General features: G+C 35.6%; 18 protein-coding genes. 11 read left to right on the top strand and 7 right to left on the bottom strand.

Going from position 1 to position 26,523, the window contains the following annotated elements:
* Positions 1-127: 127 nt before the first annotated feature.
* The 8 genes from ACFSAH_RS13000 (at position 128) to ACFSAH_RS12965 (ending at position 14,035) form a co-directional block, all read left to right on the top strand.
* Positions 128-3,280: a SusC/RagA family TonB-linked outer membrane protein gene (locus ACFSAH_RS13000; RefSeq protein WP_379663180.1), complete on the top strand. Its 3,153-nt coding sequence runs from the start codon at positions 128-130 to the stop codon at positions 3,278-3,280.
* Between the two features lie 11 nt (positions 3,281-3,291).
* Positions 3,292-4,854 (top strand): RagB/SusD family nutrient uptake outer membrane protein, encoded by a 1,563-nt coding sequence (locus tag ACFSAH_RS12995; RefSeq protein WP_379663179.1) that lies wholly within the window; start codon positions 3,292-3,294, stop codon positions 4,852-4,854.
* A gap of 4 nt (positions 4,855-4,858) precedes the next feature.
* On the top strand, positions 4,859-5,596 hold the full coding sequence (locus tag ACFSAH_RS12990; protein ID WP_379663178.1) for a hypothetical protein: 738 nt from the start codon (positions 4,859-4,861) through the stop codon (positions 5,594-5,596).
* Positions 5,597-5,825: 229 nt separating this feature from the next.
* Entirely contained in the window at positions 5,826-6,602 is a 777-nt protein-coding gene (locus ACFSAH_RS12985) for a heparin lyase I family protein (protein ID WP_379663177.1), read from the top strand.
* A gap of 78 nt (positions 6,603-6,680) precedes the next feature.
* Entirely contained in the window at positions 6,681-8,024 is a 1,344-nt protein-coding gene (locus ACFSAH_RS12980) for a fibronectin type III domain-containing protein (protein WP_379663176.1), read from the top strand.
* Positions 8,025-8,211: 187 nt separating this feature from the next.
* A complete protein-coding gene (locus ACFSAH_RS12975) occupies positions 8,212-9,741 on the top strand; it encodes a polysaccharide lyase 6 family protein (RefSeq protein WP_379663175.1) in 1,530 nt (509 codons plus the stop codon).
* 163 nt (positions 9,742-9,904) lie between these two features.
* The gene (locus ACFSAH_RS12970; protein ID WP_379663174.1) at positions 9,905-12,412 is read left to right on the top strand and encodes a T9SS type A sorting domain-containing protein; all 2,508 of its coding nucleotides are present in this window, start codon (positions 9,905-9,907) and stop codon (positions 12,410-12,412) included.
* Between the two features lie 195 nt (positions 12,413-12,607).
* A complete protein-coding gene (locus tag ACFSAH_RS12965; RefSeq protein ID WP_379663173.1) occupies positions 12,608-14,035 on the top strand; it encodes an alpha-L-fucosidase in 1,428 nt (475 codons plus the stop codon).
* Between the two features lie 661 nt (positions 14,036-14,696).
* Here ACFSAH_RS12965 and ACFSAH_RS12960 read toward each other — a convergent pair.
* The 5 genes from ACFSAH_RS12960 to ACFSAH_RS12940 form a co-directional block, all read right to left on the bottom strand.
* Complete coding sequence (locus tag ACFSAH_RS12960) at positions 14,697-15,491, bottom strand: hypothetical protein (protein ID WP_379663172.1); 795 nt, start codon at positions 15,489-15,491, stop codon at positions 14,697-14,699.
* 25 nt (positions 15,492-15,516) lie between these two features.
* Positions 15,517-16,089, bottom strand: a complete 573-nt coding sequence (locus tag ACFSAH_RS12955; protein ID WP_379663171.1) for a hypothetical protein — start codon at positions 16,087-16,089, stop codon at positions 15,517-15,519.
* Between the two features lie 36 nt (positions 16,090-16,125).
* On the bottom strand, positions 16,126-16,917 hold the full coding sequence (locus tag ACFSAH_RS12950; protein WP_379663170.1) for an alpha/beta hydrolase family protein: 792 nt from the start codon (positions 16,915-16,917) through the stop codon (positions 16,126-16,128).
* Positions 16,918-17,085: 168 nt separating this feature from the next.
* Positions 17,086-17,994 carry a helix-turn-helix domain-containing protein gene (locus ACFSAH_RS12945; protein ID WP_379663169.1) on the bottom strand — a complete coding sequence of 303 codons (909 nt, stop codon included), beginning with the start codon at positions 17,992-17,994 and terminating at the stop codon, positions 17,086-17,088.
* A gap of 261 nt (positions 17,995-18,255) precedes the next feature.
* The gene (locus tag ACFSAH_RS12940) at positions 18,256-19,770 is read right to left on the bottom strand and encodes a hypothetical protein (RefSeq protein WP_379663168.1); all 1,515 of its coding nucleotides are present in this window, start codon (positions 19,768-19,770) and stop codon (positions 18,256-18,258) included.
* 170 nt (positions 19,771-19,940) lie between these two features.
* Here ACFSAH_RS12940 and ACFSAH_RS12935 point away from each other — a divergent pair, with 170 nt between their 5' ends.
* Complete coding sequence (locus ACFSAH_RS12935) at positions 19,941-21,728, top strand: alpha-L-fucosidase (RefSeq protein WP_379663167.1); 1,788 nt, start codon at positions 19,941-19,943, stop codon at positions 21,726-21,728.
* A 316-nt stretch (positions 21,729-22,044) separates the two neighbouring features.
* Here ACFSAH_RS12935 and ACFSAH_RS12930 read toward each other — a convergent pair whose 3' ends face one another.
* Positions 22,045-22,698, bottom strand: a complete 654-nt coding sequence (locus ACFSAH_RS12930) for a VTT domain-containing protein (RefSeq protein WP_379663166.1) — start codon at positions 22,696-22,698, stop codon at positions 22,045-22,047.
* A 200-nt stretch (positions 22,699-22,898) separates the two neighbouring features.
* Entirely contained in the window at positions 22,899-23,744 is an 846-nt protein-coding gene (accD, locus tag ACFSAH_RS12925; protein WP_379663165.1) for an acetyl-CoA carboxylase, carboxyltransferase subunit beta, read from the bottom strand.
* A gap of 153 nt (positions 23,745-23,897) precedes the next feature.
* Between accD and fbaA the strand changes: the two genes are divergently transcribed.
* Together fbaA and ACFSAH_RS12915 are read left to right on the top strand one after the other, a co-directional pair.
* A complete protein-coding gene (fbaA, locus tag ACFSAH_RS12920) occupies positions 23,898-24,977 on the top strand; it encodes a class II fructose-bisphosphate aldolase (protein ID WP_379663164.1) in 1,080 nt (359 codons plus the stop codon).
* A gap of 178 nt (positions 24,978-25,155) precedes the next feature.
* Positions 25,156-25,908: an SGNH/GDSL hydrolase family protein gene (locus tag ACFSAH_RS12915; protein WP_379663163.1), complete on the top strand. Its 753-nt coding sequence runs from the start codon at positions 25,156-25,158 to the stop codon at positions 25,906-25,908.
* The last annotated feature ends 615 nt before the right edge of the window (positions 25,909-26,523 follow it).

Here is a 26,523-nt window from a genome sequence, read left to right as displayed (position 1 = left end):
TATTCCCTAATTTTAACTTACCAATTAATCAATGCAGATACTGTATAATACGTCCGTTATAAAATGAAATTTTGCTATGGATGTTTTGATTGTTTGTAAGGCCAAAAAAGAACCTAATAAATATAAAATGAATAAACTAATTACGAAACAGAAATGGCTCACTCAAAAGGGCGACTTCACGAAGTTTAAAAGAGGAGTGCTGATCATGTTTTTTCTGTCCACACTGGGTGTTTTACAGTCATTTGCTCAAGTGAAAGTTTCAGGAGTGGTAAAGGAAAGTAATGGAGAACCTTTGCCGGGTGTATCTGTGAAACTAAAGGGAGGACAATTAGCTACTCAAACTAATGTTAATGGTCAGTTTAATATAACGGTACCCGGTACTGATGCTGTTTTAGTATTTAGTTACGTTGGTTTCGTTGCCAAAGAGGTTAAAGTAGGTACACAAACAAACCTCCAGATAAACTTAGTCGAAAATGCAAATGATCTGGATGAAGTAGTTGTAACGGGTTATGGACAAACAAGCGCAAAAAGAGACTTGATAGGATCTCAATCATCTGTAACCAGTAAAGATATTGAAGAAAGACAACCGGTTACTTTGTTTGATGCATTACAAGGACAGGCTTCTGGAGTTCAGGTTGTGAATGACAATGGAGACCCCATGGGGCAAGGTTCTATTCAAATTAGGGGAGCATCTTCGATTAATGCTAGTGGAGTGGGACCTCTTTATGTGATTGATGGGGTTATCAGTGAAAATGGGAATTTTGTAAATCCTCAGGATATAGAATCGATGGAGATATTAAAAGATATTGCAAGTGCGTCTATTTATGGAGCTAGAGGAGCTAATGGAGTTATTTTAATTACCACAAAAAAAGGTAAGGAAGGTAAGCCACTGGTGATGGGACAATATACTTTTACACTAGGTGAACTGGCTCATAAAATAAGAACAACATCAGCGGATGAATTGAGATATTATCGTATGATTAGAGGTGGAGGGATTAATTATGCAGGAAACGTGGATTCTGTAAACCCTTATTTGAATGCAGATAACGATTATCAGGATTTGTTATTTAGAACTTCTCAAAAACATGTAGCTAATTTGAGTTTAAGTGGAGGACAAAAAGGGATGACTTACTACGCTGGGATAAATTATACCGATAACCAAGCTTTGGTATTAAACAGCTGGATGAAAAGAGTACAATCAAAAGTGAATATTTCTTATCAACTTAGCCCAAAACTATCAATATCTAACAATCTCGCTTTTGCATACCAAACAGGTAATATTATTAATCTAGGAAATACAGCGAAACAGATTTTTGAAAGGAACCCATGGACCAGTATATATAGACCAGATGGAGAATTGGCAGGAGTAATAGAGTCAAAACGTAATCCGGTAGCTTATGCTTTGTTGGATAAAAACCTTGATAATAATTATGTCGCACAGTATAATACTCAATTAAGATATAAAATTATTGATGGTTTAAGTTTTTCAACAATGTTTACTGCAAACCTAGATAATAATAATAATAGAGAAGTAGTTCCGGCAAGAATAACTACAGATAATGTATCTGTAGGATTTGGATCTACTCAAAGAAAAGTATATTGGGAATCTCAGTCCTTATTTAATTATGAGAAAGTATTCAACAAAGTTCATAACTTTTCTGCAGTAGTAGGTTTTACTGCTGACAGAAGGAGGGTGGATAACTACAAGATTAGAATTACCAATTTGTTAAATGAAGATATATTCACTTCTAATGTTGGTGCTATAGATGTTAATCCAGCTCAAACAGCAACTTTTGCAACTGCTAATTCAAACGCATCGATTTTGGCAAGAGCTAACTATAATTACCGGGGGAAATATATGTTGCAGGGAACATACAGAAGGGATGGGTCTTCCAGGTTTGGGCCTAATAGTAAATGGGGGGATTTTTTATCCACAGGAGCAGCGTGGAGGTTTACATCTGAGAAGTTTATGGAATGGAGTAAAGGGATTATAGATGACGGTAAATTAAGATTTAGTGTAGGATCTGCAGGAAATGATGCTATCGGAGATTATATGTCTTATACAACTGTTCAATTCGGAGAGTATTATTATAACGGACAGCTTGGAGCTTCAGCAGATCGTACCTTAGGAAATAGTGCTATACAATGGGAAACCACTACGTCTGCAAATTATGGACTTGATTTATCCTTCTTAAAAGGAAGAGTGACATTCACTGCTGAATATTATAATAAAACCACTAAAGATTTATTGTATACGACAGAGCTAGGAAAAGAATCAGGAAAATACCAGGTTGTTCAGAATATAGGTAGTATCAGAAATAAAGGAGCAGAGTTTACAATATTAGGTACCCCTATAGCAAAAAAAGATTTTGTTTGGAATGTGAATGCGAATATAACATTACCAAATTCTAAGATTGTAGAGTTGGCTAATGGTACATCGTTTATCACCGGAAACAGATGGTTGGTACAAGAAGGCGGAAAAATCGGTGATTTTTATTTGTTTATTAACGAGGGGGTTTACCAGTATGATGTATCTAATGCGTATACACCAGATAATCAGAGATTAATACCTTATGACGTTGTAGTAAGTGCGGATGGTAAAACGGTAGAAAGCTTTGGTGGTTATACTTTAAATGGACAGCCTTATACGGGGCTAGTAACAAGTAAGTACTATAACGGAATTAAACTACAAGGAGGAGATACTATTTGGCAGGATACAGATAATAGCGGTTCGATTGATGATGATGATAAAGTTATTGCAGGAAACGGATTGCCAACTTTCTATTTTGGTTTAAATAATACCTTTAAATATAAGCAGTTTTCTTTAAGTTTCTTATTGAATGGTCAGTTTGGAAATAAAGTATATAATGCTGTAGCAAATAGTCAGAATAAAAATTCTTCTACTTATACACCCCCAGTTTGGGATATGGCATTAACCTCTTGGGCAAAACAAGGAGACATAACTAAATATCCTATGACATCAAGAAAAGATGAGAGAGGTAGTATGCGCGATGGGTATAACAGTTTATATCTTGAAGATGGCTCATTCATCAGATTGTCAAGTGCTAGATTTGCTTATACTTTAGATAAAAAGTTGGCTCAAAAAATAGCAGCGAAAGGCGCTACTGTTTATATTTTTGGACAAAATCTATTGACCTGGACAAATTATTCTTGGTTTGATCCTGAGTTTAGTACTAATAATCAGTTACAGCCAGGAAATGATACAGGAAAATATCCTAAAATAAGAGAGTTTGGTTTAGGTTTAAATATTAACTTTTAACAATTAAGCTAATGAAAGCGAAAATATATATAGCAGCAGTTATGGGGTGTGTGTTGATAACTTCAAGCTGTGAAAAATTCTTGACGGAGAAACCTTTGACACAGGTAGATACTAAAGATTACTATAAAAATCTTAAAGATGTAAATGCATCAATAGCTGGTATCTATGGATCATTTCAGCAGGAAATGACAGGAGAAGGAGGTACTAAGAACTTTACGGGTAAATACCATTACTGGGGTGAAGCAAGGGCTGATAATTTCGAAAATCATCCCAATTATAATGTGTCTCTTGTAAGAGAATTGGTTACTAATAACCTTACATCAGGAAATACTGCGGGGAACTGGACAGGTTTTTATAGGACAATTGGTTTGGCTAACCTAGCAATAAAGTATATACCCAGAGCAGCTCAGTTGGATAATACTATAACACCGACTTTGAGAGATAATTTTTTGGCGCAATGTTACACCATGAGAGCTGTTTGTTATTTCTATATTGTAAGGTTATGGGGGGATGCACCAATCTGGACGGAACCATATGAAGATTATATGGAGGAAAGTAGGAGGTCGCGTGAATCTAAAGATAAAATTATGGAAGAAATTATACTTCCAGATTTAAAAAATGCTTATAACCTTATTCAAAAAAACCAAACATCCGTGGTTTGGAATATTAATGAAGGGGCAATAGCTGCTATTTTAGCAGATGTTTATATGTGGAAAGCAGGTATGAACAATAACGATCAGGTCTTTTATAATGAGGCGATAAATTGGTTTCAAAATGTATTTAAAGCAAAAGCTCCGACAGGTAAAGTATATACCGGTACTACAATTACAGATTTGGAAGCAGCAACCGATTGGAGACCTAAACTTTTCTTAGATCCATCTAAATCAAAAGAATCTATATGGAGTATTCATTGGGATGTTGCAAATAATGGTTGTGCCTGTATTCCTGTTTCAATAGGAACATCCAATAATCAAATTAGAATAGATTCTGTTTTACATGCAGATTGGAAAAAAGATAAAACGGATATGCGTGTTACACTCACAATAGATACATTACAGGGTAACGGTCATTATGATAAGCTTTTAAAATATTATAATGTGCCAGCAAGCGGTTTCCCTTCAGGAACTAATGCTCCGGCAGCAACAACTTATCCTGTATATTTAGTGATGTATAGATTGGGAGATGTGTATTTGTCTTATGCAGAAGCTTTAAATAGAACAGGTGACAGACCAAATGCCTTAAAATATTTGAATTTTATTAGACAGAGAGCAGGAAAAGCTGTTTTACAGGATAGCAATCCAGTTATTGCAGGGGTAGTGGGTTTAGAAGATGAAATTATAAGAGAAAGAAGATTAGAGCTTTTTGGAGAAGGAAAACGTTGGTTTGATCTGGTTAGAACACACAGTTTAAATAAAGTATTAGATCCTGTTATTAATCTCCGGATGACAAAAATACAGGGATTCCCTTATACAGAAGGGTTTGGTACAAATGTAAACGAGAAAGCTTTGTGGCCTATTTATCGTAATAATTTAGAAGATAATAAAAAATTAGAACAGAATTCTTTTTACAGATAATATTATGAAAACGATATATAAAATATTAAATAAATTAGGAGGTTCAGTAATTGCGGTAACACTACTTTCAGGTTGTACCCTTTTTGGGTTAGATATACAGAAAGACTACAATAGAACACCGCATACGTTAGAGCCCAATCTAAATAAGACTGTTTGGCAATATCTTAAGGATAGGTCTAGTGGTAGTACGGCGGAATCTATGATTTTTTCACGAATGATGGAAGGAATAGAATATGCCGAAATAGATTCGAACGAATATAAAAAGCCAGGTCGAACTTTTATTTTGCTACATAATGATATGATTTATAGATCAAAAGCAACAGAAGTTAGTTTTTGGAATAGTGTGAAGGTAAATGGGCAGAGGGCAACTAAATGGAGTGATTATCCTAAAGAGTTTGTGAGAAATTATTTCCTTTATTTAATTGTTGAAGGAGTATACGATCATTACACTTTGTCTCCACTGGAAACGGTGAGGGCTAAAACTTTAGCACCTGCAGGTTATTTTAACTCCCTACCTCCAGGAATAACTATGCTTAATTTTGTTGCTAATACGAATCCGGAGTCACTTATGTATATTAAAATGTTGAACTCATCAGCATCAAATACATCAGATTATCCGATTCAGCTTAATGATTTTTTTAACATAAGAACCAGTAGTCTCTTAGCTACCAATGGAACAATTCATGTAGCAGGTTATATAGGTGCCAATGGACCATATTTAATCCCTGTGTTACCCTTGTAGATACTTGTTAGGAGTATTTTGAAAGGCCTGAACTGTTGTTCAGGCCTTTTTGGTATGTAGAGTTTTTTATGACATATCACTGATTGCCAAAATAGTTTATTAACAAGCTAAAATTACAGATTAATAGACTGTGTGTTGCCTTTATTTTTATGTAAGTATTTGATTGTTAGTGTGTGGTGTGCATTTAATAATCAAATAATTAACCATTTATACATCCAAATTACTAAACATGAAAAAGAACATTTTAATGATTCAGGCAGTAGCATTGTCCTTGTTAATGACCAATTGTAAAAGGGAAGCGGATTTGCCAGTAGTAGAGGAAGCAACTTTAAATACTATTACAAAAGGAAAAGTATCTACGCAATCCATTTTATTTAATGGAGACGCATCCAATGGTTCTTCCAATGTATGGAAAGCAGTGAATATTGAAGGTACAGGAGCATTAAGTACAGTCAATGATGAAACAGGTACGCTGGTATGGAAATACCTGAAACCAGCAGGTAGTCACCGTACAGAAACGCGTGGAGCAAAAGGTTTTCAGGCTCAGGAAGGGGATAATATTTATATCGGTTGGACAAGTAAATTATATATGCCTACTAACTTAAAAACGGAAGCAGTTTTTCAATGGAAATCTTACCCTACAGAAGGATCAGAACAAAATCACCCTTTGATGTTGAGAACAAAGAATGGGAAATTAGAGCTACAGCATTTTGATAAAAATCATGTAGCTACAGTACCCTGGAGTACCAATATTGCCGTAGACAGTTGGCTAAAGTTTGTGATTCGAATGAAGGTTTCGCGTAACCCAAGTGTAGGTTATATAGAGTTCTGGTACAATGGAACAAAACAAACATTTACAAATGGTAGTCAACGTTTGTATTGCCAGACACTGGATGTAGACGACTGTGATCCTAAATGGGGAGTGTATGGAGGTGATGCCTCTCAGGCAACTCATTTCGTAAAGAAAATTCGAATAGCAAGCACTTATTCAGAAGCAGCACAATAATCAAAATTAAAGTATGGGTAGTAGTAATGCTCATACTGTTTTATAAATAATTATTAACAAACTATAAATTAACGTACAATGAAAAAACTATTACTATTATCATTTGGCCTTTGTTTATTGAATTATGTGGCTAACGCACAAGCTTTTATTGAAAATTTTGAGAGTTATTCTGTTGGAAGCCTCGTAGGGCAAGGGAATTGGGTGGCAAACACAAAATACTCAGGAGTTCCAATTAAAGTAGAAGACTTCGGGGCTGCGCATGGCGGTAAAGTTGTACATATTAAACCTGGAGGCGTAGCTGGCGATGGTCCGGTAATACCATTTAATAACAGTAGTTTAAATTTGGCTACAACTGGAACAGGTACAATTTATGTGTCATTTTTAGTTCAATTTAATGCATTACCTACCGGAGCAAACGGGAATTATTTTTTTTATTTGGCTGATATGAGTTCTGATCCAAATAATACTGATGGTAGGGGTAGGTTGTATGCGAAGCCTGATCCAACAGCCTCAGGAAAATTTGCTTTTGGAGCAATAGCAAGTAGTAATGTTGTAGGTGATATAACTTATACTCCTTACATTTATGAGATTGGGAAAACTTATCTGATTATTGAGAAATATACAAAGTATACTGGGAGTGGTGGAACTTCAAAAATCGGTACTGATAACCTAAGTTTATGGATTTCCGAAACAACTATAAGTGGTGGAGAAACAAGCCCTACAGTTATAAGTGAGAAAGAAGCAGATGGAACAGCTACAGTTAGTAAAAAAGAAATTTCAGGAGTGGGTTTCAGAACAATGGAGAGTTCGTATGATATTGTTATCGATAATATTAAAGTAGATTTAAGTTGGTCTAACGTACTTTCTCCTGTTGTCCCTCTTCCCGTAAAGTTAACCTCATTTACAGGACAAAATCAAAACAACCATATCCAATTAAACTGGGCTACGGCATCAGAACAAGGTAATTCTCATTTTGAGGTATTACGTTCCGGAGATGGGAAAAACTTTAATGTTTTAACAACAGTAAGTGGAAAAGGTACCACTACACAAATCAGTAATTACAGCTATATTGATGCAAATCCACTACCGGGAACAAATTATTATCAGTTACGTCAGGTAGATTATGATGGGAAATCAGAAAATTCTGGAATAATAGCCATAAAAAACACCTTACAAATAGCAAAAATGAGTGTTTCAACTTCTTCAGATCAGGACTATATAAAACTTTTTATCATGTCAGCAGTAGATGAGGTAGCAGAAGTGCGTATTAATGGTGTTTCTGGCAATCGCATAACATCTCAGAAAACTATTTTAAAGAAAGGGGGAAATATTATACAATTACCTTTGAAAACTTTAAATGGTATTTATATGGTAGATCTTATTTCAACAACACAGCATCTCAGTACAAAATTTGTAAAGTAAAACTATAGAAGCTGGAATTAATTAGATATAGGGAATAGTTGTATGTAAAGACTGTTCAAAAGATTACAGCCCTTTTTGTAATATGTCAATATGATTGAATAAAAAGCCAACTAACCAAACTTAATTTCAATGATTAATGGCTTACTTCATATATGATTTAAATAAAAGAAATACCATGATAAAATTAATGATAAGGTCCTTTCTTGTTTTGAGCCTGTTGGGTATACATAGCTCATGTAAGAAGTCAGATAAGGGAAAAGAAGAAGATGGCGGGACGGTAGTGGTACCTCCTCCTGTAGATAACGGTGGAAATGATGATAACGGTAAGGTAATAGAATGTAAATCATGTAAGGTTATTAGTTCTGCTGCCGAATTATCCGCTTTAACTTTAACTGCGGGAGATTCTGTAATGATGAAAAAGGGCGATTGGAATAACCAAAGGCTTGTTTTTAAAGGGACTGGTACAGCGCAGAAACCAATTGTGTTGATTGCAGAGAAATTAGGGGGAGTTATTTTAAAAGGAGCCTCATCTATACAGATAGATGGGAAGTACTTAGAGGTAAATGGTCTCAATTTTAAAAATGGGGATTTAAGTGTCTCAAAATTAAATATAGTTGATTTTACCTCATCATCAGCAAACTGCAGCCTCACCAATACATCTATTGTGGACTATAATCCGGCAGATGCTACGGTAGATTACAGATGGATATCTGTCAATGGAACAAATAATCGTGTAGATCATTGCTATGTAAAAGGCAAAAAACACCAGGGGGCTACTGTAGTTATCTGGGGATCCAATGCAAATTCGGGTATTCTTTCGCACAGAATAGATCATAACTTCTTTGGCGAGCGTATTGATTTAGGGAATAATGGGGGAGAAACCATCAGGGTAGGAACAAGTGATTATTATCTGAAAGAAAGTAATGTAACTGTTGAGGATAATGTTTTCTATAAATGTAGCGGCGAGACAGAGATCATCTCTAATAAAATGAGCAAAAACATTATTAGAAACAATCTGATTTTTGAAAGTAGAGGAACTTTATGTTTACGTCATGGTAATGGAACCGAAGTTTATGGGAATTACATTATCGGCAATAATGTGTCAACCACGGGAGGCATCAGAATAGTAGGTGAAAATCACCTGGTTTACAACAATTATATACAAGGTGTTGCTACTACGGGACAAACTTGTGCCATTTCTATTTTAGATGGTGTACCAAACTCGGAACCGAGCGGTTATTTTCAGGTTAAAAATGTGAAGATAGTAGGAAATAGCATCGTGAACTGTAGTCAGGGTTTTGATATTGGTGCGGGTAAAGGAGGGAATAATAGAACTGTTCCACCAGCAGATTGTACAATTGCTAATAATTTGGTACAGAAAAAGTCAACAACCACTACTTTACTGACTTTTACAGATGCACCATCCAACTTTACCTATGCGGGGAATTTGGCATCTGCGGGCCTTTCTCTTCCTGTCGGACTAACAGGTTTTACGCTAGCAGATCTAAAGCTAGCCACAAACAGTTTTAATATTTATGAACCTCAGACCGGAAGCCCTGTTTTAAATGCATTTCAGGGGACATTTCCATTCTTTACATCTGCAGATGTTGGGGCAAATAAACTGGACGATCAGCATAAAGCTTTGTTAAAGGCTCAGGGAATAGGACCTGATTGGGTACAGGGTTTAGGTGATGTTTTAATCATAAAGGCACAATAATCAATTAATTTATATAACAGGTTTAAGTTAGCGCAAGGGGGGAATCCAGTGCAGATCCCCCTTATTTATTTGTTAAAGCCAATTATCCTGAATAGAAAGCCAATATCTTAAAGTCTATAACTGCTACTATTAGGTAGTTTCGTTTTACAATCCATTATAGACAATGAAAAATCTATTTGTAAAACTTTGCTATCTGTTATGCTTTTTATGCCCGCAATTTTCGTTAGCTCAATCTCTGCTTGTAGAAAATTTGAGCGGACCAATTACTCCGAATGAAATTCAGGCATTCAAGACCTATATGAATGCTAAGGTAAATCCCGATCCAAATAAAAATGATGGGAACATTTGGGTATATGGTAATAATGGGAAAGCCATAGAAGCTTGTGGTTTAATGTATGAAGCAACAGGTGATATCGATATCCTGAATAGGATGATACATTATTGCGATATGGCTTCGGCGGGAAGAAATGATCTGAAGCCGGAAAGTGAAGGTGGGCAAAAAATAGTGTGGACAGGTAATATAGAACCTGTATGGCCATCTGATGTTACCGAAGTACCCGCAAGGGCAGGAGTAGAGCAGGGACAGGTATTGTCGCATATGGTTTACTGTTCCTTATTGATATTACAAAATCCGGGTATTTGGAACCTCTCCATTCCCAATCAACAGGGAGCTTTAGCTCAAACCTATAAACAACGAGCACTTAAATATATACAGGAATCTAATTATGTAATGGACAGTTGGATACTTCCAAGATTTATTCGTACCAATGATAGAAACCGTTATTACTTTCCCGGAGCTCCAAATACCTATAAACCCAATGATCCGGCTCCATGGAATCAGGCATTTATGTTAACCAATGCTTTTGTCAGATTAACACAATGCCACCTTATTCTAAACGATGATCCTTCTAGAATTACATTGTATGATGATATTGTCAAACCAAATCTGGAATGGTTTTTTTCTGAAACACAGCCGAGAAAATCTAAAGAAGGAAACAATGTTAAGCTATTTCTATATGCAATAGGAGGCTCTGTAGAAGATGCAAACCATTTAGCTTATGATGTGGAAGGATTGTATATTGCTTACAAAACCGACCGTTATGGAATTAAATTTGAAGATCTGGTACCCTTTGCAAATACTTATATAGATATGGTTTTGGGGATTCCACAACCAAATGGTACTTATGCAGGAAGAATAGATGGAACGGTAGGTTCAGGAAATTCAGGTGGAGATAATTATGTCCGTGACGAATATTTCTATTTACCTACGTTCAGACCCGATCAATTTACGCGAATGGCTAATATTAATATCAGTGCCGGAAGAATAGCGTCCTATCCACAGGGGACTGCAAGATTGTTATGGCAAAAACAGCAAAGATATTTAGGTTCATTACCTAATCAGTCAAACTTACCAGAACAGGCTTACGGTCTTTTACCGGGAGATAAGAGTGTGGCTGTTTCATTGAATGTTGATTTAAAATGGACAGGATCTACCAATACCAAATCGTATAAAGTTTTTTTTGGTAGCGATAAAGGCAACTTGCAGGAGCAGGGAGAAGTGACAGATTATACTTTTAGAATAGAAAATCTGGATGAACTGACCACTTATTTTTGGAGGATAGATGCAATTAACGAACAGGGCACAATAACAGGTGAAATCAATGAATTTAAAACATTATCATTAAATATTACAGTTCCTGACCCAAATTCCAGTTATAGGATTACAGGTAACGGCGGAATTATAACTGCTCAATACGAAGGAACTGTAAACGGTACAAAGAATGAAAATTATCCAAATCTGATAGACTTAAATACGAATACAAAATATTTTATAGCGCAGAAAAAGCTTTGGGTTCAATACCAGTCTCCTACGCCTGAAATATTAAGTTTTTATGAGATAGCATCGGCCAATGATACGCCAACAAGAGATCCTAAAGACTGGATACTGTATGGTTCTAATGATGGGATAACCTGGAATATTCTGGATCAGCAAACCGATCAGGTATTTAGTGAAAGATTCGAAAAAAGATATTTTGTGGTTGATGCTACTACAGCTTATAAATACTATAAACTGGATATTACAGCAAATAGTGGAGCCTCTCAAATTCAATTTTCAGAATGGAACTTGTACAGGGTAAATACAACAGCAATTATCATGAGTTCCTTCAAAGCATATTCAACAGATTATGGAATAGATTTAGAATGGAAAGCAAACAATATTAAGGAAAATACCTTATTTCAGGTATTAAGAAGAGATAATACAGACAGTTCTTTTCAGATACTGGGAGAAATAAAAGCGACCAATGTAGATTATTATACATTTCGAGATCGGTTACCGGTTATAGGTGTAAATTATTATCTGATAAGACAGATGAATCCTGATAACCATATTTCTGACTCTGATATTGTTGCTGTAGATTACTTTACCAATAGTAAGCTGTCTTTATATGTAAAGGAAGGGATGTTGTATTTTATATCGAATGCATTGTTAGTTGAGAATATCTCTATCTCTTTATTTAATATAGACGGAAGAAAGCTGCTGGTGAAACATTTTAGTCACCCTACTGTCGGTTCAGAAGTACCTTTAGAAATAACACTTAAGCCAGGAGTATATATTTCTCAAATAAATACTGATAGCGAGGTTATTTCAAATAAAATAATAGTCCATTAAACATTATTTAACTATGGTCTATAGATCATGGACAATAAACCATTAACAAAATGCCAAAATTGCATTTAAAAATGTAATTAGCGCTGAATATTTTGTTAAATTAATTCAGTTATATTGAAGCCTGTTTAAGTACATAGATTGAAGCTTTAGAGGCTCTGTCTTTAATCTTAAACTTTTGATTTTAAACCTTAGAAGATGTTAAAAAGATTTTTCCTGATTGCATTAATCGCTATTATTGGTCATCAAAGTTTATCTGCCCAGACTTTAAGTAAGCACGAGAAAATGAAATGGTGGCGCGAAGCCAGATTTGGTATGTTTATACATTTTGGTACTTATGCCCAATGGGGTGGAGTTTATCACGGACATAATCAGGCCAGAGGTGGAGCGGAATGGATTATGAATAGAGCTAAAATCCCGGTACAGGAATATATAGATACAGCAAAGAATTTTAATCCTGTAAAGTATAATGCTGAGTTTTGGGCTAAAATGGCAAAAGATGCAGGCATGAAATATTTGATTATTACAACCAAGCATCATGATGGTTTTGCTTTGTTTGACACCAAAGTTAGTGAGTGGAATGCTCTACAAACAGCTAAATACGGTAAAGATTTAATAAAACCTTTGGCAGAAGCGTGTAAGAAATATGGGATAAAATTGGGGTTTTATTATTCGCAATCGCAGGATTGGGTAAACCCTGGAGGTGCTGCGGCAAGAAAGGTGATGTCGGAAGGTTGGCCTAATCCAGATTCAACAAAAGTAAATGCCTATACAGAAACACATCAGGGACATTGGGATCCCGCACAGGAAACCAAAACATTCGATCAGTATATCAATGATGTAGCTATTCCACAGGTCAAAGAGCTGTTAACAAATTATGGAGAGATAGCTGTGCTCTGGTGGGATACGCCTATGAAAATTAACGATGAACAGGCAACAAAATTACAAAATGTATTAAAATTGCAACCGAATATTATTACCAATGACAGGTTGAAAAGACCTAATTTCTCTGGTGATACCAAAACACCTGAGCAGAAAATTCCAGATAGAAAAGAATTGGATGGGAAAGACTGGGAAACCTGTATGACCATGAATGGTAGTTGGGGATTTAAAAGCTGGGACCATAAGTGGAAAAGTTCTGAAGCTCTGGTGAGAAACCTGATAGACATTGCATCAAAAGGGGGGAATTACCTGTTAAACATAGGTCCAAAGCCGGATGGATCATTTCCACAGGAAAGTATAGACCGTTTAAAAGATATTGGTGGCTGGATGGGTAAAAATAAAGAAGCTATTTATGCTACTAAGGCAAACCCTTTAGACGAAGTTCCATGGGGAAGGATAACCACTAAATTGAATGATAAGAAAGAGAGCGTACTCTATCTATCGGTATTTGATTTGCCGAAAAATGGAGTCTTGTCTCTACCAGATTTAAACGTTTCTGTAAAATCTGCCACTCTGTTAGCAGGGGGACAAAAGGTAGCTTTCAAAAAGGCTAAATCAGGATATGATTTTCAACTGGCTACTTTGAACGGTAAATATGCTACCGTAATAAAAGTTGTGCTGAAAGAACAGATAAAAGATAAACATTTCTCTGGAACGAATATGAAAACTGGAGAGTTGGATTAAAAGTGAGATTGAAGTGAATATATGAACCAGGGAGGAGCTTTCTTCTCTGGTTTTTTATTTTTGATGTTTATGACTCATTTGTCTGAACCACGGATGATACAAATTAAAGGATTTTACGGAGGCTGGTACACAAACAAAGGCTACAACGCAAATCGAATCCGTGGAATCTGTTAATCCTTTGTGAATTTGTGATTCTGATAAGATTCCCTGTTCTGGTTTAAGTCTTAGAGGGCGAATATAAGGAGGTTAAAGTTGACTTAAATCCTAAATAAAAACGGAGGACTTTGTCTGGCAAGTGGTAATAATATTAAGTGAAGGAATGTACACATATTTTGGGCTTTCAAAAGACATTTAAGTCATCCGTTGGAAGACTTTAAATGAGGGGGGAATGGGAGGATTTGGGGTAAATGGTGAGCGATATTGTATGAATGGGGGCTATATCAACAGTCGAAGTGTTGTCATGTCGATGAGTACAGCGAAAAGGAATCTTATTCCCAAGTACTCCTGAGATAGATCCCTCGATTTCGCTAGGAAGACAAAGTCCTCTTAATACAGCCCCATTTCTTTTCTTTAAGAGTCGCTTTTTACTAAGGATTAAGTAAAAGAGAACATAGATAGCAACACTAAAATAGATTTTATGATTATTCTTTCCATTATCTTCTTAATTATTAAGCGTATAAACTCCAATATCACCAACAGATTTATATACACTATTTGATAATACATTCACCAGTAGTAGGTCTTTGTCTTTATGTTGTCCTTTCCAACCATTACCTCTGGGAATAATAGTGAACCGATTTACAAGCTGCGCCGATCCACCATCTGACCCGTACCAGGAGGTATTGGTAGATCGGTTATAATTCCAAATGAGTTCATTAGATGTTGGGGGAGTGTCAGTTTTATATCTCCATTTAGTTTCATTGAATCGGTAATAGCCGGAACCAGACAACGCTTTGTAGGTTGAAATATGAAATATTTCATTTGTTACTCTCATTATCTGGATATGTTTAGAAGCGAAGTATTTTGATACATGAAAATTAGAAGAAGCAGGGTGGTATGAGTTCTTTACTATCATTTGCTCATTTTCATCTCGGGTTAATTCATAGCCACCAAATACTGTTTCTAGTGTTGTAATGCCGGTTTCCGCATTATAAGAAGTGATATTTGCCGGAGAGGTGATATCATTGCTTGAATGCGAATCACTTCTTACCAAAAACTTGTTGGTTGTAATATTACGTTGGACTTGTGTAATCATTAAAAGAGGTTTGTCTCCAAAGGTTGCCGCATATTCCGGTTTAGGTTGATATTCCTCTATGATTTGGTAACCCAGTAATTCATCTGCAGTAATTTCCTTAGCTATTTTTGGCAGATTGTTATTGTCATTTTTTTTACTGCATCCTATCATTCCTAAGGTAAGCGTAAAAAGTGCAAACGTTGTTTTTGTGATTGTTTTCATATTTAAATAATTTGTAGAGACAAGATTATCTTACAGGAACTAATTCCCATTGATCAAATTTGTTGTTTTGTAGTACCGCTGTTCCGGTTCCGTTTCCACTAGGGTTTCCATTCCATATTAACACTTTGCCCGCATAAGTACTGGTAACCAGATTGAATTTATTAGATGTTCCTGTAGCAGGCTTTAAGGAAAAGTTTTCTGCATTTTCGCTATTCACACTCACTACAACTGAGTTGGAAAAGTAAACATACCAATTTGGTGAATCGTATAGTTTTAATTGTACTTTCCCATTTTTAAGCTGTATAACTTCCCATTTTTGTAAATCACTTCCATTAAAATCATTCAATGCCAGTGTGGTGAATTTTTCTTTTCTAGGTAAAGTCAGTGCTTTTTGGTTACCTGTATTAATAATGTAATAAGTTCCTGTTGTGATTTTGTTAACATTAGAAATGCCACTACCTGCTGTTTTTTGTGCTGGTGTGGGTATTTTAAGTATACCCGAGTTATTGAGTGTGCTGGTTGTTTGTTGTAATTCTGCACAGGCGGTAATACCACTAATTACAGCTACAAGTATGAATAATTTGATGATATTTTTCATTTTTTATGTGAGATATTGGTGTTTAGATAATAGTTGTTAAAACCAACTGTCAATATGGTTAACTATAAAATCTTTGTATTGTGCCGATCCGGTGCAATGTCCCTGCCCGGGGATAATCAAGGTCTTGCTTTTGTCTTTCACATTTGGGTTGGTATTACTTTGGAGTCCATTTTTAAAAGCTTCTGCATCGGTACCTACGTTATTATCGGTTACATTGCTCATGAAAAGTACAGGAAATAATATAGCCGAACCTTTCCATTGGTCGCCGCCGGCACATTCCAATATAACCCCTTTAATACCTGTAATAGGAGGGATGTCATCCATTTGTCCTAGTGGGAGAATGGATCCTAATAATAAATTCCCACCACGTGATAAACCTCCAATAACCACTTTATCACGGGTGATATTGAAAGATTCGGTCTCTTGTTTAATGATTTGTTCTATATCAGCTTTAAATTGTGCCATCCATTTCTTATAAGCATCCTGTCCCGAAAATGAATTCGAACGATAAGTAGTGGTAAGGGCTACAAAACCTTTTTGAGCCAGAGCTTCACATTGTACATTCAACGTAACATCATTGTGGGAACCACCATCACCTACAGCTAGAATAACAAGGCCACGTCTTGTACTGCTTTGATTAAGTTCCTGATAAAAAACTTTATACTCAAAATTATTACCCAACCCTGCTTTTGTCCGGACTTCTGTATTGATGTCAATAGGAATTTCCTTGTCTTTTTCTGCTTTCTCTCCAGATTTTTCTTTAATGCAATTGGTGAAAAGTAATAGGCTGTATACAAGAAGTTTTAGTAAAAAGTCTTTTCTTATCATAATTGATCCTTTTAGTATATATCTCTGACTTTATCAAAACAAATAAAAGAAGGATCGAAAAAATAGCATAAAATCACAAAAGTGAATTTTATGTAGAAGGGAAAAATGATTTAGAAAAGTACTAACTGTTGGTTGTTGATTAGGATTTTGATCTAAAAAAGAATACAGCTAAGCTTTTTTCTTAATGGGTAAACAATGAAGGATCTGGTACAGAGCGGCATCTCTGTATTTTTTCATCTGTTCTTCATCATTAACGAAACCTTCGTCTACTGCTTTTTTTAAGGGATCAAATAAAGCTTCCCACTGTCTTCTGTCTTTGGGGATAGCCCCGGTAAAATGTTTAAACTCACGTATAAAATGATTCTGGTCGAAATAATCAAACTTATGCAGAATATCACGCCAGTCAGATTTTGGGTTTTTACCTAAAAAATTTTGTACAGCAGTAAAGCGGGCAACTCTACCAAATAATTTAGGGGTAACACCTATTGTTTCCGAAAAACAGTTTGTAAATCCAGTTTGTGACATACCTACTGTTTTACATAAATCTTTAATCTTTAAATTTCCAGAATGAGATGTAATTATTTTACATGCTTCTATAATTCGGTCATCAGCGTGTTTTGTTTGTTTTTGTAATTCGGCTAATAAAAAATTTTCTAAAACCTCGATGCAATATTCTACATCATCTAAATGATTTTCCAAATCAGGTATTAAGAGACTTAAGTCGGGGAAAAGATCTACAGCATGGGATGTAATATTGTGAATGGATGATTGTTCTTTACCAAAAACAGAATATGCTCCCCACGGAAAAAAATCTATATTGATAATGTGAATGTCCTCATTAGGCGTATATAATACAGGTATAGAATACTGGCCTGTAAAAGTAATCCGGTGGTTTACTATATTTTCTGAGAAATAATCTTTTACCGCATAATCTTTATTCAAAAAAAGGGTTAAAGAGGTATTGTTATCTGGTAAAAACTTTGTATTTCTTAATTCTTCTACAGTTAAAATTGCATGAGAATACATTAATACGTACTCTTTTAATTTAGGGTGGGGATTATAGAATCTTACCTGCATGGGCTTATAAGGATAGATAAATGTAGCGCCAAAAATAAATTAATATTGATAATTATCAATAATATAAATCAGCAGACATTTGTTTGCAGAGGAGTCTCTAAAATCTTTCAGCCAAAATTTAAAGCCGCTTATTCATTATCACGTAATTTAAAGTTTTGTGTGTAAATTATTGGTGTTTAGTGTGTTACTTTTTATGGTCCATTGCTCACTATTTTTTGTTCGTAGTTAAAAAGTTCATCATTCTATATTCATAGTTGATTATTATTTAATTCCCGCATCTTTTCTCTGCGCTTCAAATAACGATTGAGGCATTAACCCTCTTTGATTTAAACCTTCCCATTCCCCATCAGGTCTGCCTTCTAATCTACCTTTAAGTTTATTTCCTATAATACCAATGGCATAGTTTTTTCCGGAAGCCCATGGATTTTGTACAGCAGCACCTCTTACCTTACAGTTCCATAATACTTGTGTAATACCAGCCCAACCATGCCCACTTCCCCAATTTCCTCTGTCTTGCACATTAATATCACCATCTGTAGTAATATTATCATATAAAGTTCCTACTGCCCAACGGTGGTGCGGACCAATATCAGCATGTGTTTTTGTAGAAGAAGAATTATAAAAAACATTGGGACCCAAAACTTTTGCACCAGTTACATAGTCATGTCTTCCCTCTGTAGTTACTAGATTCATGAAAAGGTTTTGCTGGCCATCATTGTTGAAAGAATATCTTCTGCTTCCTGTTATTATAGAAATAGCATCAAAACATTTAGAGTCAGTTACAGTAATGTTTTTCGCTCCCGAGCTCAGGTTTACACAAGCATAACCAAAATGTTTAGCAGTCAGGTTTTTTGCCCATCCATTTTCTATATGATTAAATCCAACGGCTACCCATCCATGGTCTTCGTCTGTATCACTACTATAGTCAGAATCAAATAGAATGTTTTCAATACCTACTTCCGTAATGCGACCGTTATAAGTGTATTTGAAAATCTCTCCTCCACCATATTTACTGTCAAGAGCCATCATCACCGGGTTATCAATAAAAATGGTATTTCCCTGTATCTGGGTAATCTCACGTTCAAAACTTAGGTTATAGTCTTTTGCCTGCCATTGTTTGGTACCTTGTCTTTCCACAATTTTATCCATTTGAATGTCTTGTATCCATTCATCTGTTCCCGGTCTGAAAAGAATGATTCGGTCTCCATTTTTGAAACCAGAAGCATCCGTTACATCAAAAGATTTAGCTCCAGTGGCAACATATTTATCTGTAATAGATTTTCTGGAGTTTGTTACTTCATTAACACGTCCTTTTCCGGAAATTTTAACCAGTGTTCTTTGTCCCTTTCCGGAAGCAACCAGTACAGTACCATTTTCAGTATCACCCTCACCACGTAAAACAACTCCATCAGTATTTACGTTTAAAGTTCCAGAGATTCGGTATACTCCTTTTTTAATAAGCAAAGCTCCTCTAAAACCATCTTTATCTTTAGGCATAGCAGATAACTCATCTATTGCTTGCTGTAAAACAGAAAGTGCATCGCCCTCAACGGGCTGTATTGTTTTTACAACTTTTACCTGAGGGATAGCTTTATGGCCATGGTAATAACCCACCTGACTGAAATCTGGAATAATATCTCCATTTTTATCCGCATGGTACACCAGTTTTCCGGTAGGGTCTACACTAACAAATTTAGATTGCCAATGATTAGTTTGAGCAAATGCTGCTGTACCAAAAAGTGCGGCAGCTATAACAATAGATTTTTTTAGTTTCATAACAGAGTTGATCATACAATGAGCAAGTAAGTTAAAAAAAACAGAAATTTATTAAGCAAAATTGGCAAAAAGTAAAAAAGGGTAGTTTTATGTCAATAAGATTGAACCAATAGCCAAAAAGATTAAATAATATATCCTTATTGTATGGCTATATTCATCAAAAAAATAATATGAAGAAGCTAATAACTCTGGGAGCTCTGTTGGGGCTGTTGTTGAACGGTGTGTATGCGCAGGATATGGATGAGATGTGGGACAGTAGTTCTTCGGGTAAAGAGCATAAGAATATACAATGGTTTAAAGATGCCAAATTTGGAATGTTTATTCATTGGGGGCTTTATTCTAAACTAGGGGGAGAGTGGAACGGAAAAAGGTATTATGGAAGTGGTGAATGGATTATGAACCAGGCAAAAATTCCTGTTACAGAATATAAAAAAGTGGCTCAAATTTTTAATCCTGTAAAGTTTAATGGTAAAGAGTGGGCACAATTGGCAGAAGATGCAGGAATGAAATACATGGTTATTACTGCTAAACACCACGAAGGTTTTTCCATGTTTGATTCGAAGTATACCGACTTTGATATTGTAGATGCTACTCCTTATAAAAAAGATCCGATGAAATCTTTGTCTATGGAAGCTGGAAAAAGAGGGATTCAATTTGGGTTTTATTATTCCCAGTTTCAAGATTGGTATGAACCCAATGGCGGAAAAAATACATGGGACTTTAAAGAGTCGGAAAAAGATTATCAAAAATACTATAAGCAAAAGGCTATTCCACAGCTGAAAGAGTTAATGACAAATTATGGCAAACTGGGAATAATTTGGTTTGATACCCCGGGAGGACTGACCAAAAAGGAAACGGAAGATTTTGTAAACAGTTTGCGTAAATATCAGCCAGATTGTTTGTTCAGTAGCAGAGTAGGACATGGACTGGGAGATTATAAAGATTTCGGAGATTCGGAATTGCCACCTTTTACCATTAATGGACCTTGGGAATCTATTTATACTCATAACGATTCATGGGGATACATTAAACATGATATGAATTTTAAGACTCCTGTCGAGATTGTTTATCTGTTGGCAAATGCAGCAGCCAGAGGAGGAAACCTGATGCTAAACGTAGGCCCTGATGGGGAAGGGAATATTCCTGAATATACTATCAACTATCTGAAGGAGGTTGGGCAGTGGTTAAAAATAAATGGGGAAAGTATTTATGGAACAACAGCAGGCTTATTAGGTCAGCAGCCCTGGGGAGTAAGTACTTCGAAATCCGGTAAGCAATATCTGCATGTTTTGCATAAACCAATGGATGGGAAAATATTGATTCCGGATTTTAATGTGACTGTAAACAAAATTTATCTGTTAGATGGCAACAAAGCATTACATTATGAGAAAAAAGGTGAAGATTTAATCGTTAGTTTACCGGTTGGTAGTACACAAAAATCTTTAAACGATGTGATAGTAATAGATTATGTGGGACAGGCGAAGGTGTTGCAGACTTATTATGTGGTTTCAGGGAATTTTAACATAGTTGAAATACCGGCTTATTTTGCCAGGGTAAAAGGGAATGCTAACTTAAAGAGTTTGACTTATAGCCATTATTATGGGGACTGGAAACATACAAATTGTATTGTAGATTTAAAAAATACAGATGATGTTATTAGCTTTGATGTGAGGATTACAACACCCGGAACTTATAAAATAAAACTCGAATACAATAGCGGAGCCGAATCTGCGCTACAGGAAGGAGTATTGAGTGTAAATGGTTCTGATTTTCTTTTCAGGACTTTAAAAACAGGTGAATTTGACAGAAGAGCTCCTTTACCTTTGGTACAACATAGCATTGCTACCACTACGTTTAATAAAGAAGGAATTTATACTGTAAATGTGCAACCGTTAAAAAATGGTAAGGAGCTGTTTAAACTGAAATCTCTGATTTTTGAATCTGTGTCTAAGAACTAAGGGAATGTATTATTAAAAACTTGAGTTAGATTAATAGTCATAGTTTAAGGATAAACTACAAGCATTGTTATGCTGAACTCGATTCAGCATCTGTGGGGCATGTAGGTATAAACTAATAAATCCCTTCTGCTCAAGCAAACAGATCCTGAAATAAATTCAGGATGACTTAAACAATAAGAATAGATTATTATTTGGTGCTGTTTTGCAGTAACAGAAATAAAATCCCTTTCCAGATTTGATATACAATAAGCTAATCCAATAGCAGCAATATCTTGAAATGGGTTAAACCTATTTCACAACTTATTCTCTCTTACTTTTAGCTATTGGCTTTCTTTCCCTTTTTGGAATAAATGGCTCCAACAATTGGAGGTAAAGAGCTTAACAGGGTAATAAACAATACGGCCCAGCTAAAATTGTCTTTTACAGCAGGTATATTGCCAAATAAATATCCCAGCATCAGAAAGCTGCTAATCCAGGCTACTGCTCCAATAATATTGAATAAGGTATATCTGCCCATAGGCATTCTGATAACGCCAGATACAAAAGGAACAAAAGTTCTTAGAATGGCAAAGAAGCGACTGAATATAACGGCTTTACCACCATGTTTGTTGAAAAAATCCTGAGTGCTTTCGTAGTAGCTCAGTTTTAAGATTTTGTTTTCTGGTTTGAAGACTTTCGGACCGAGGCTTCTACCTAGATAATAATTGACGGTATTTCCGCTAATGGCGGCCAGTATGAGTATAAAGCCTAGTAGGAAAATATTGAGACCGGTATTACCGTTGGCTATTAAAGCGCCAGCTGCAAAAAGTAAAGGGTCGCCAGGCAAGAAAGGAGTTACCACAAATCCGGTTTCGGCAAAAATGATAATGAACAATATCAGATAAGTCCAAAATTTATAGCTTTTAATGATGTCAGCTAAATATTGATCTACATTTAGCAGAATATCAATAACGTCTTTTATAAAATCCACAATTTTTTAAGCATTAAAAAACTCAACGAAAATAGGTTAAACATTCAAATAATCCCTAGACCGAATTGCTAATAAAATGTAATAATTTTCATACAACAGAGGGAGGAAATAAATGAGGCTGTTTTATAAAACGTTCTCTTTTTCCATGTAAATACATGAAAATGTAAGTGAGTGTTCTGTAAAACAGCCTTTTAATGTTTTTAATGATGCATCATGTTAATGAAAGTAGATAGCTTTTTCTTAAGCTCTCTTCTATCTACAATAAAATCAAGGAATCCATGTTCTAAAATAAATTCAGAGGTTTGGAAACCTTTAGGAAGGTCTTTTTTGATGGTCTCTTTAATAACGCGCGGTCCGGCAAAACCAATTAAAGCTCCGGGTTCTGCAATGTTAATATCTCCAAGCATAGCATAAGATGCCGTAACCCCACCTGTAGTAGGATCGGTTAATAAGGAGATGTAAGGTATTTTAGCTTGCCCCAATAAAGCCAGTTTAGCTGAAGTTTTAGCCATCTGCATTAGAGAAAATGCAGCTTCCATCATACGGGCACCTCCTGATTTGGAAATCATCAGGAAAGGTATTTTATGTTCTATGCAATAATCAACGGATCTGGCTATTTTTTCACCTACTACAGAACCCATTGAGCCACCTATGAAATTAAAGTCCATACAGGCTACAACCAAATCTTGTTGGTCAATCTGACCATGAGCTGCTCTTATACCGTCTTTAAGCCCCGTTTTTTGGGTACTTTCTTTAATCCGTTCTTTATAAGATTTGGTGTCTACGAAATTGAGCGGATCTCCTGAAGTCAGGTTAGGGAAAAGTTCAACAAATGAGTTGTTGTCAAATAATATTTCAAAGTATTCTTTAGAGCCAATTCTAAGGTGGTGGTTGCAGTATATGCAAACATATTTGTTTTCTACCTGCTCTGAGTAGTGTAGCACTTTTTTGCAACTAGGACATTTATTCCATACGCCGTCTGGTGCTTCTTTCTTCTCGTCAGTAGAAGTTGATATTCCTTTTGTGTTTCTTTTAAACCAAGCCATTCTTTAAAAAAAGTGTGACTGCAAATAAACAAAAAATTGGTGAATAGTAGATAAGTAAGTTTTCCTAACTCAAAATTAAGCCATTATTTTACTAGAAGTCAGTCCTATTCAATAAATTTTTAATAACTTCGAAGGCAAGAAAAATGTTATAAAATGAGTTTAAAAGATTTTAAAGGTGTAATTACTGGAGATCAGGTACAAGAGTTGTTTGAAATTGCTAAAAAGCACCAGTTTGCGTTACCAGCGGTAAACGTAATAGGTACAAATTCAATCAATGCTGTTATGGAGACTGCTAAAGCAGTAAACTCTCCTGTAATTGTTCAATTATCTAATGGTGGGGCTCAGTTCTACGCTGGTAAATCTTTAGATAACAGTAAGCTTCAGGCTTGTGTTTTAGGTGCTGTTTCTGCTGCTCAACACGTTCATTTGTTGGCAGAACATTATGGAGTAGCTGTAATTTTACATACAGACCATTGTGCGAAGAAATTGTTACCATGGATAGATGGCTTACTTGATGCTGGCGAGAAATTTTATGCTCAACACGGCAAACCTTTGTTTTCTTCACACATGATTGACCTTTCTGAGGAGTCTTTGGAAGAAAACATAGAAATATGTAAAACTTACCTTGAGCGTATGAGCAAAATGGGTATGACTCTTGAGATTGAATTGGGTGTAACTGGAGGTGAAGAAGATGGTGTAGATAACACAGACGTAGACTCATCTAAACTATATACACAACCAGAGGAGGTAGCTTACGCTTACGAAGAATTAAGTAAAGTGAGCCATAGATTTACTATTGCTGCGGCGTTTGGAAATGTACACGGTGTATATAAGCCAGGTAACGTTAAATTACAACCGGTAATATTGCATAATTCGCAAGAATATATTAAAGAAAAATATAGCCTTGCTGCAGAAAAACCTATCGATTTTGTATTCCATGGAGGTTCTGGATCTTCTCAGGAAGAAATCAGAGAGGCGCTTTCTTACGGTGCTATTAAAATGAACATTGATACAGATATGCAATGGGCATTTTGGGATGGTATTTTAAATTATTATAAAGCTAAAGAGGCTTATTTGCAAGGACAAATTGGTAACCCTGAGGGTGAAGATTCTCCTAATAAAAAATACTACGACCCAAGGGTATGGTTAAGAAAAGGCGAAGATGCGTTTGTTGAGCGTTTGAAAATTGCTTTTGCTGATCTGAACTGTTTAGACGCAAACTCAAAATTATAATCAGCTTTAAAAGCTGCGATAGAGAAGCTGTCTCCAATATGTGTTTTTACATATAAGGGAGGCAGCTTTTTTGCTAATATGGTATATAAGATTGCTAAAAATGTATAGATGGGGGGTGTTGTCAAATTAATAAATTTGATTTTGTATCTTGTAACGTTAATAAACCTTAATGATAAAAATGATAAAACGAAGAGACTTTCTGAGGAATACCGCGCTGGCGGGAGCGTTAGCTATAAGTATTCCGGATATTGTGAATGCAGCCGTAAGCAAGCAAAAGAAGAATGGAGTTATAAAGATTAATAAGGATGATATTATTCTTTTTCAGGGGGATTCTATTACTGACGCAGGGAGAAAGAAAGATAGTAAAGATGTAAATACTGTTGCTAATTTAGGGAGTGGTTATGCTAATCAGGCTGCGGCAGAGTTATTGTTTAACCATGCTGGTAAAGGATTGCAAATTTACAATAAAGGGATTAGCGGAAATAAAGTATATCAGCTAGCTGAAAGATGGGATGCTGATTGTTTGAATATTAAGCCTCAGATATTAAGTATTCTGGTAGGGGTTAATGATTATTGGCATAAACATAGTGGTAAGTACGACGGAACTCTTGATACTTATAGAAATGATTATAGGGCTCTATTGCAAAGAACCAAAAGCGCATTACCTGATGTAAAGCTGATTATAGGTGAGCCGTTTGCTGTGAAAGGTGTTAAAGCAGTTGATGATACCTGGTATCCTCAATTTAATGATTACCGTAAGGTAGCAAAAGAATTGGCTGATGAATTTAATGCGGCTTTTATTCCTTATCAAAGTATATTTGATGAAGCACAGAAGTCTGCACCGGGAGTTTATTGGACTCATGATGGTGTGCACCCTTCGTTGGCGGGAGCTAAATTAATGGCCGAAGCCTGGTTAAAAACAGTGAAATAGTTTTAATTTAATACAGCAGGCTTTCTACAGGTCGGTTAATGACTTCAGGAGAGCCTGCTTCTTATCTGCCCAATAGAAATCTCTTTTCACAAAACTTGTGAAAGAAAACCTTTCTCGGGTTAAGGAAAGGACCGTATATAATAGCTTCAACTCTGTTTTTTATCTGTTATCCTGAGCTTCCCTTTTTGTGCAGTCGAAGGATCTATAAACCAGATTCATTATTTATTCCTTCCACTAGCCCAAAGGGAGCTATGTCAAAAATAAAAACGTTGTTATTTCGATGAGTACAACGAAGAGAAATTTTCTTCTTGAGTATTTCTGAAACAGATTCCTAGATTATGCATGGTAAGATAAAGTCCTTTTGATACAGCCCCGAAAGGTTTGTTGGTCTTAACTTGAAGCTAATGCGAAAACATGCTGGACGTAGGGTAATAGGAAGCTTTTAGGTAAGCGCTTCAAATAACTATCTAATACTTATGAAGAGGCTGTCTCATAAACAGGAATGTCATATTGATTTCTATGATAAAACCAAACCATTTTTATACATGGTTTGGTTTTTTATTAGGGCAAATATTCGGTGAATGATTTTGTTTCTAACTGCATTTAAGACGCTCA

Source organism: Pseudopedobacter beijingensis (assembly GCF_042678145.1).
GTDB classification, from domain to species: domain Bacteria; phylum Bacteroidota; class Bacteroidia; order Sphingobacteriales; family Sphingobacteriaceae; genus Pseudopedobacter; species Pseudopedobacter beijingensis.
The sequence above is the reverse complement of the archived record's forward strand: the minus strand, read 5'-3'. Positions and strand labels throughout refer to the sequence as shown.

What these genes read in the sequence shown, in the direction of transcription:
- ACFSAH_RS13000 (WP_379663180.1), top strand. Translation starts at nt 128, where the DNA reads ATGAATAAACTAATTACGAAACAGAAATGGCTCACTCAAAAGGGCGAC.
- ACFSAH_RS12995 (WP_379663179.1), top strand. Translation starts at nt 3,292, where the DNA reads ATGAAAGCGAAAATATATATAGCAGCAGTTATGGGGTGTGTGTTGATA.
- ACFSAH_RS12990 (WP_379663178.1), top strand. Translation starts at nt 4,859, where the DNA reads ATGAAAACGATATATAAAATATTAAATAAATTAGGAGGTTCAGTAATT.
- ACFSAH_RS12985 (WP_379663177.1), top strand. Translation starts at nt 5,826, where the DNA reads ATGAAAAAGAACATTTTAATGATTCAGGCAGTAGCATTGTCCTTGTTA.
- ACFSAH_RS12980 (WP_379663176.1), top strand. Translation starts at nt 6,681, where the DNA reads ATGAAAAAACTATTACTATTATCATTTGGCCTTTGTTTATTGAATTAT.
- ACFSAH_RS12975 (WP_379663175.1), top strand. Translation starts at nt 8,212, where the DNA reads ATGATAAGGTCCTTTCTTGTTTTGAGCCTGTTGGGTATACATAGCTCA.
- ACFSAH_RS12970 (WP_379663174.1), top strand. Translation starts at nt 9,905, where the DNA reads ATGAAAAATCTATTTGTAAAACTTTGCTATCTGTTATGCTTTTTATGC.
- ACFSAH_RS12965 (WP_379663173.1), top strand. Translation starts at nt 12,608, where the DNA reads ATGTTAAAAAGATTTTTCCTGATTGCATTAATCGCTATTATTGGTCAT.
- ACFSAH_RS12960 (WP_379663172.1), bottom strand. Translation starts at nt 15,491, where the DNA reads ATGAAAACAATCACAAAAACAACGTTTGCACTTTTTACGCTTACCTTA.
- ACFSAH_RS12955 (WP_379663171.1), bottom strand. Translation starts at nt 16,089, where the DNA reads ATGAAAAATATCATCAAATTATTCATACTTGTAGCTGTAATTAGTGGT.
- ACFSAH_RS12950 (WP_379663170.1), bottom strand. Translation starts at nt 16,917, where the DNA reads ATGATAAGAAAAGACTTTTTACTAAAACTTCTTGTATACAGCCTATTA.
- ACFSAH_RS12945 (WP_379663169.1), bottom strand. Translation starts at nt 17,994, where the DNA reads ATGCAGGTAAGATTCTATAATCCCCACCCTAAATTAAAAGAGTACGTA.
- ACFSAH_RS12940 (WP_379663168.1), bottom strand. Translation starts at nt 19,770, where the DNA reads ATGAAACTAAAAAAATCTATTGTTATAGCTGCCGCACTTTTTGGTACA.
- ACFSAH_RS12935 (WP_379663167.1), top strand. Translation starts at nt 19,941, where the DNA reads ATGAAGAAGCTAATAACTCTGGGAGCTCTGTTGGGGCTGTTGTTGAAC.
- accD (WP_379663165.1), bottom strand. Translation starts at nt 23,744, where the DNA reads ATGGCTTGGTTTAAAAGAAACACAAAAGGAATATCAACTTCTACTGAC.
- fbaA (WP_379663164.1), top strand. Translation starts at nt 23,898, where the DNA reads ATGAGTTTAAAAGATTTTAAAGGTGTAATTACTGGAGATCAGGTACAA.
- ACFSAH_RS12915 (WP_379663163.1), top strand. Translation starts at nt 25,156, where the DNA reads ATGATAAAACGAAGAGACTTTCTGAGGAATACCGCGCTGGCGGGAGCG.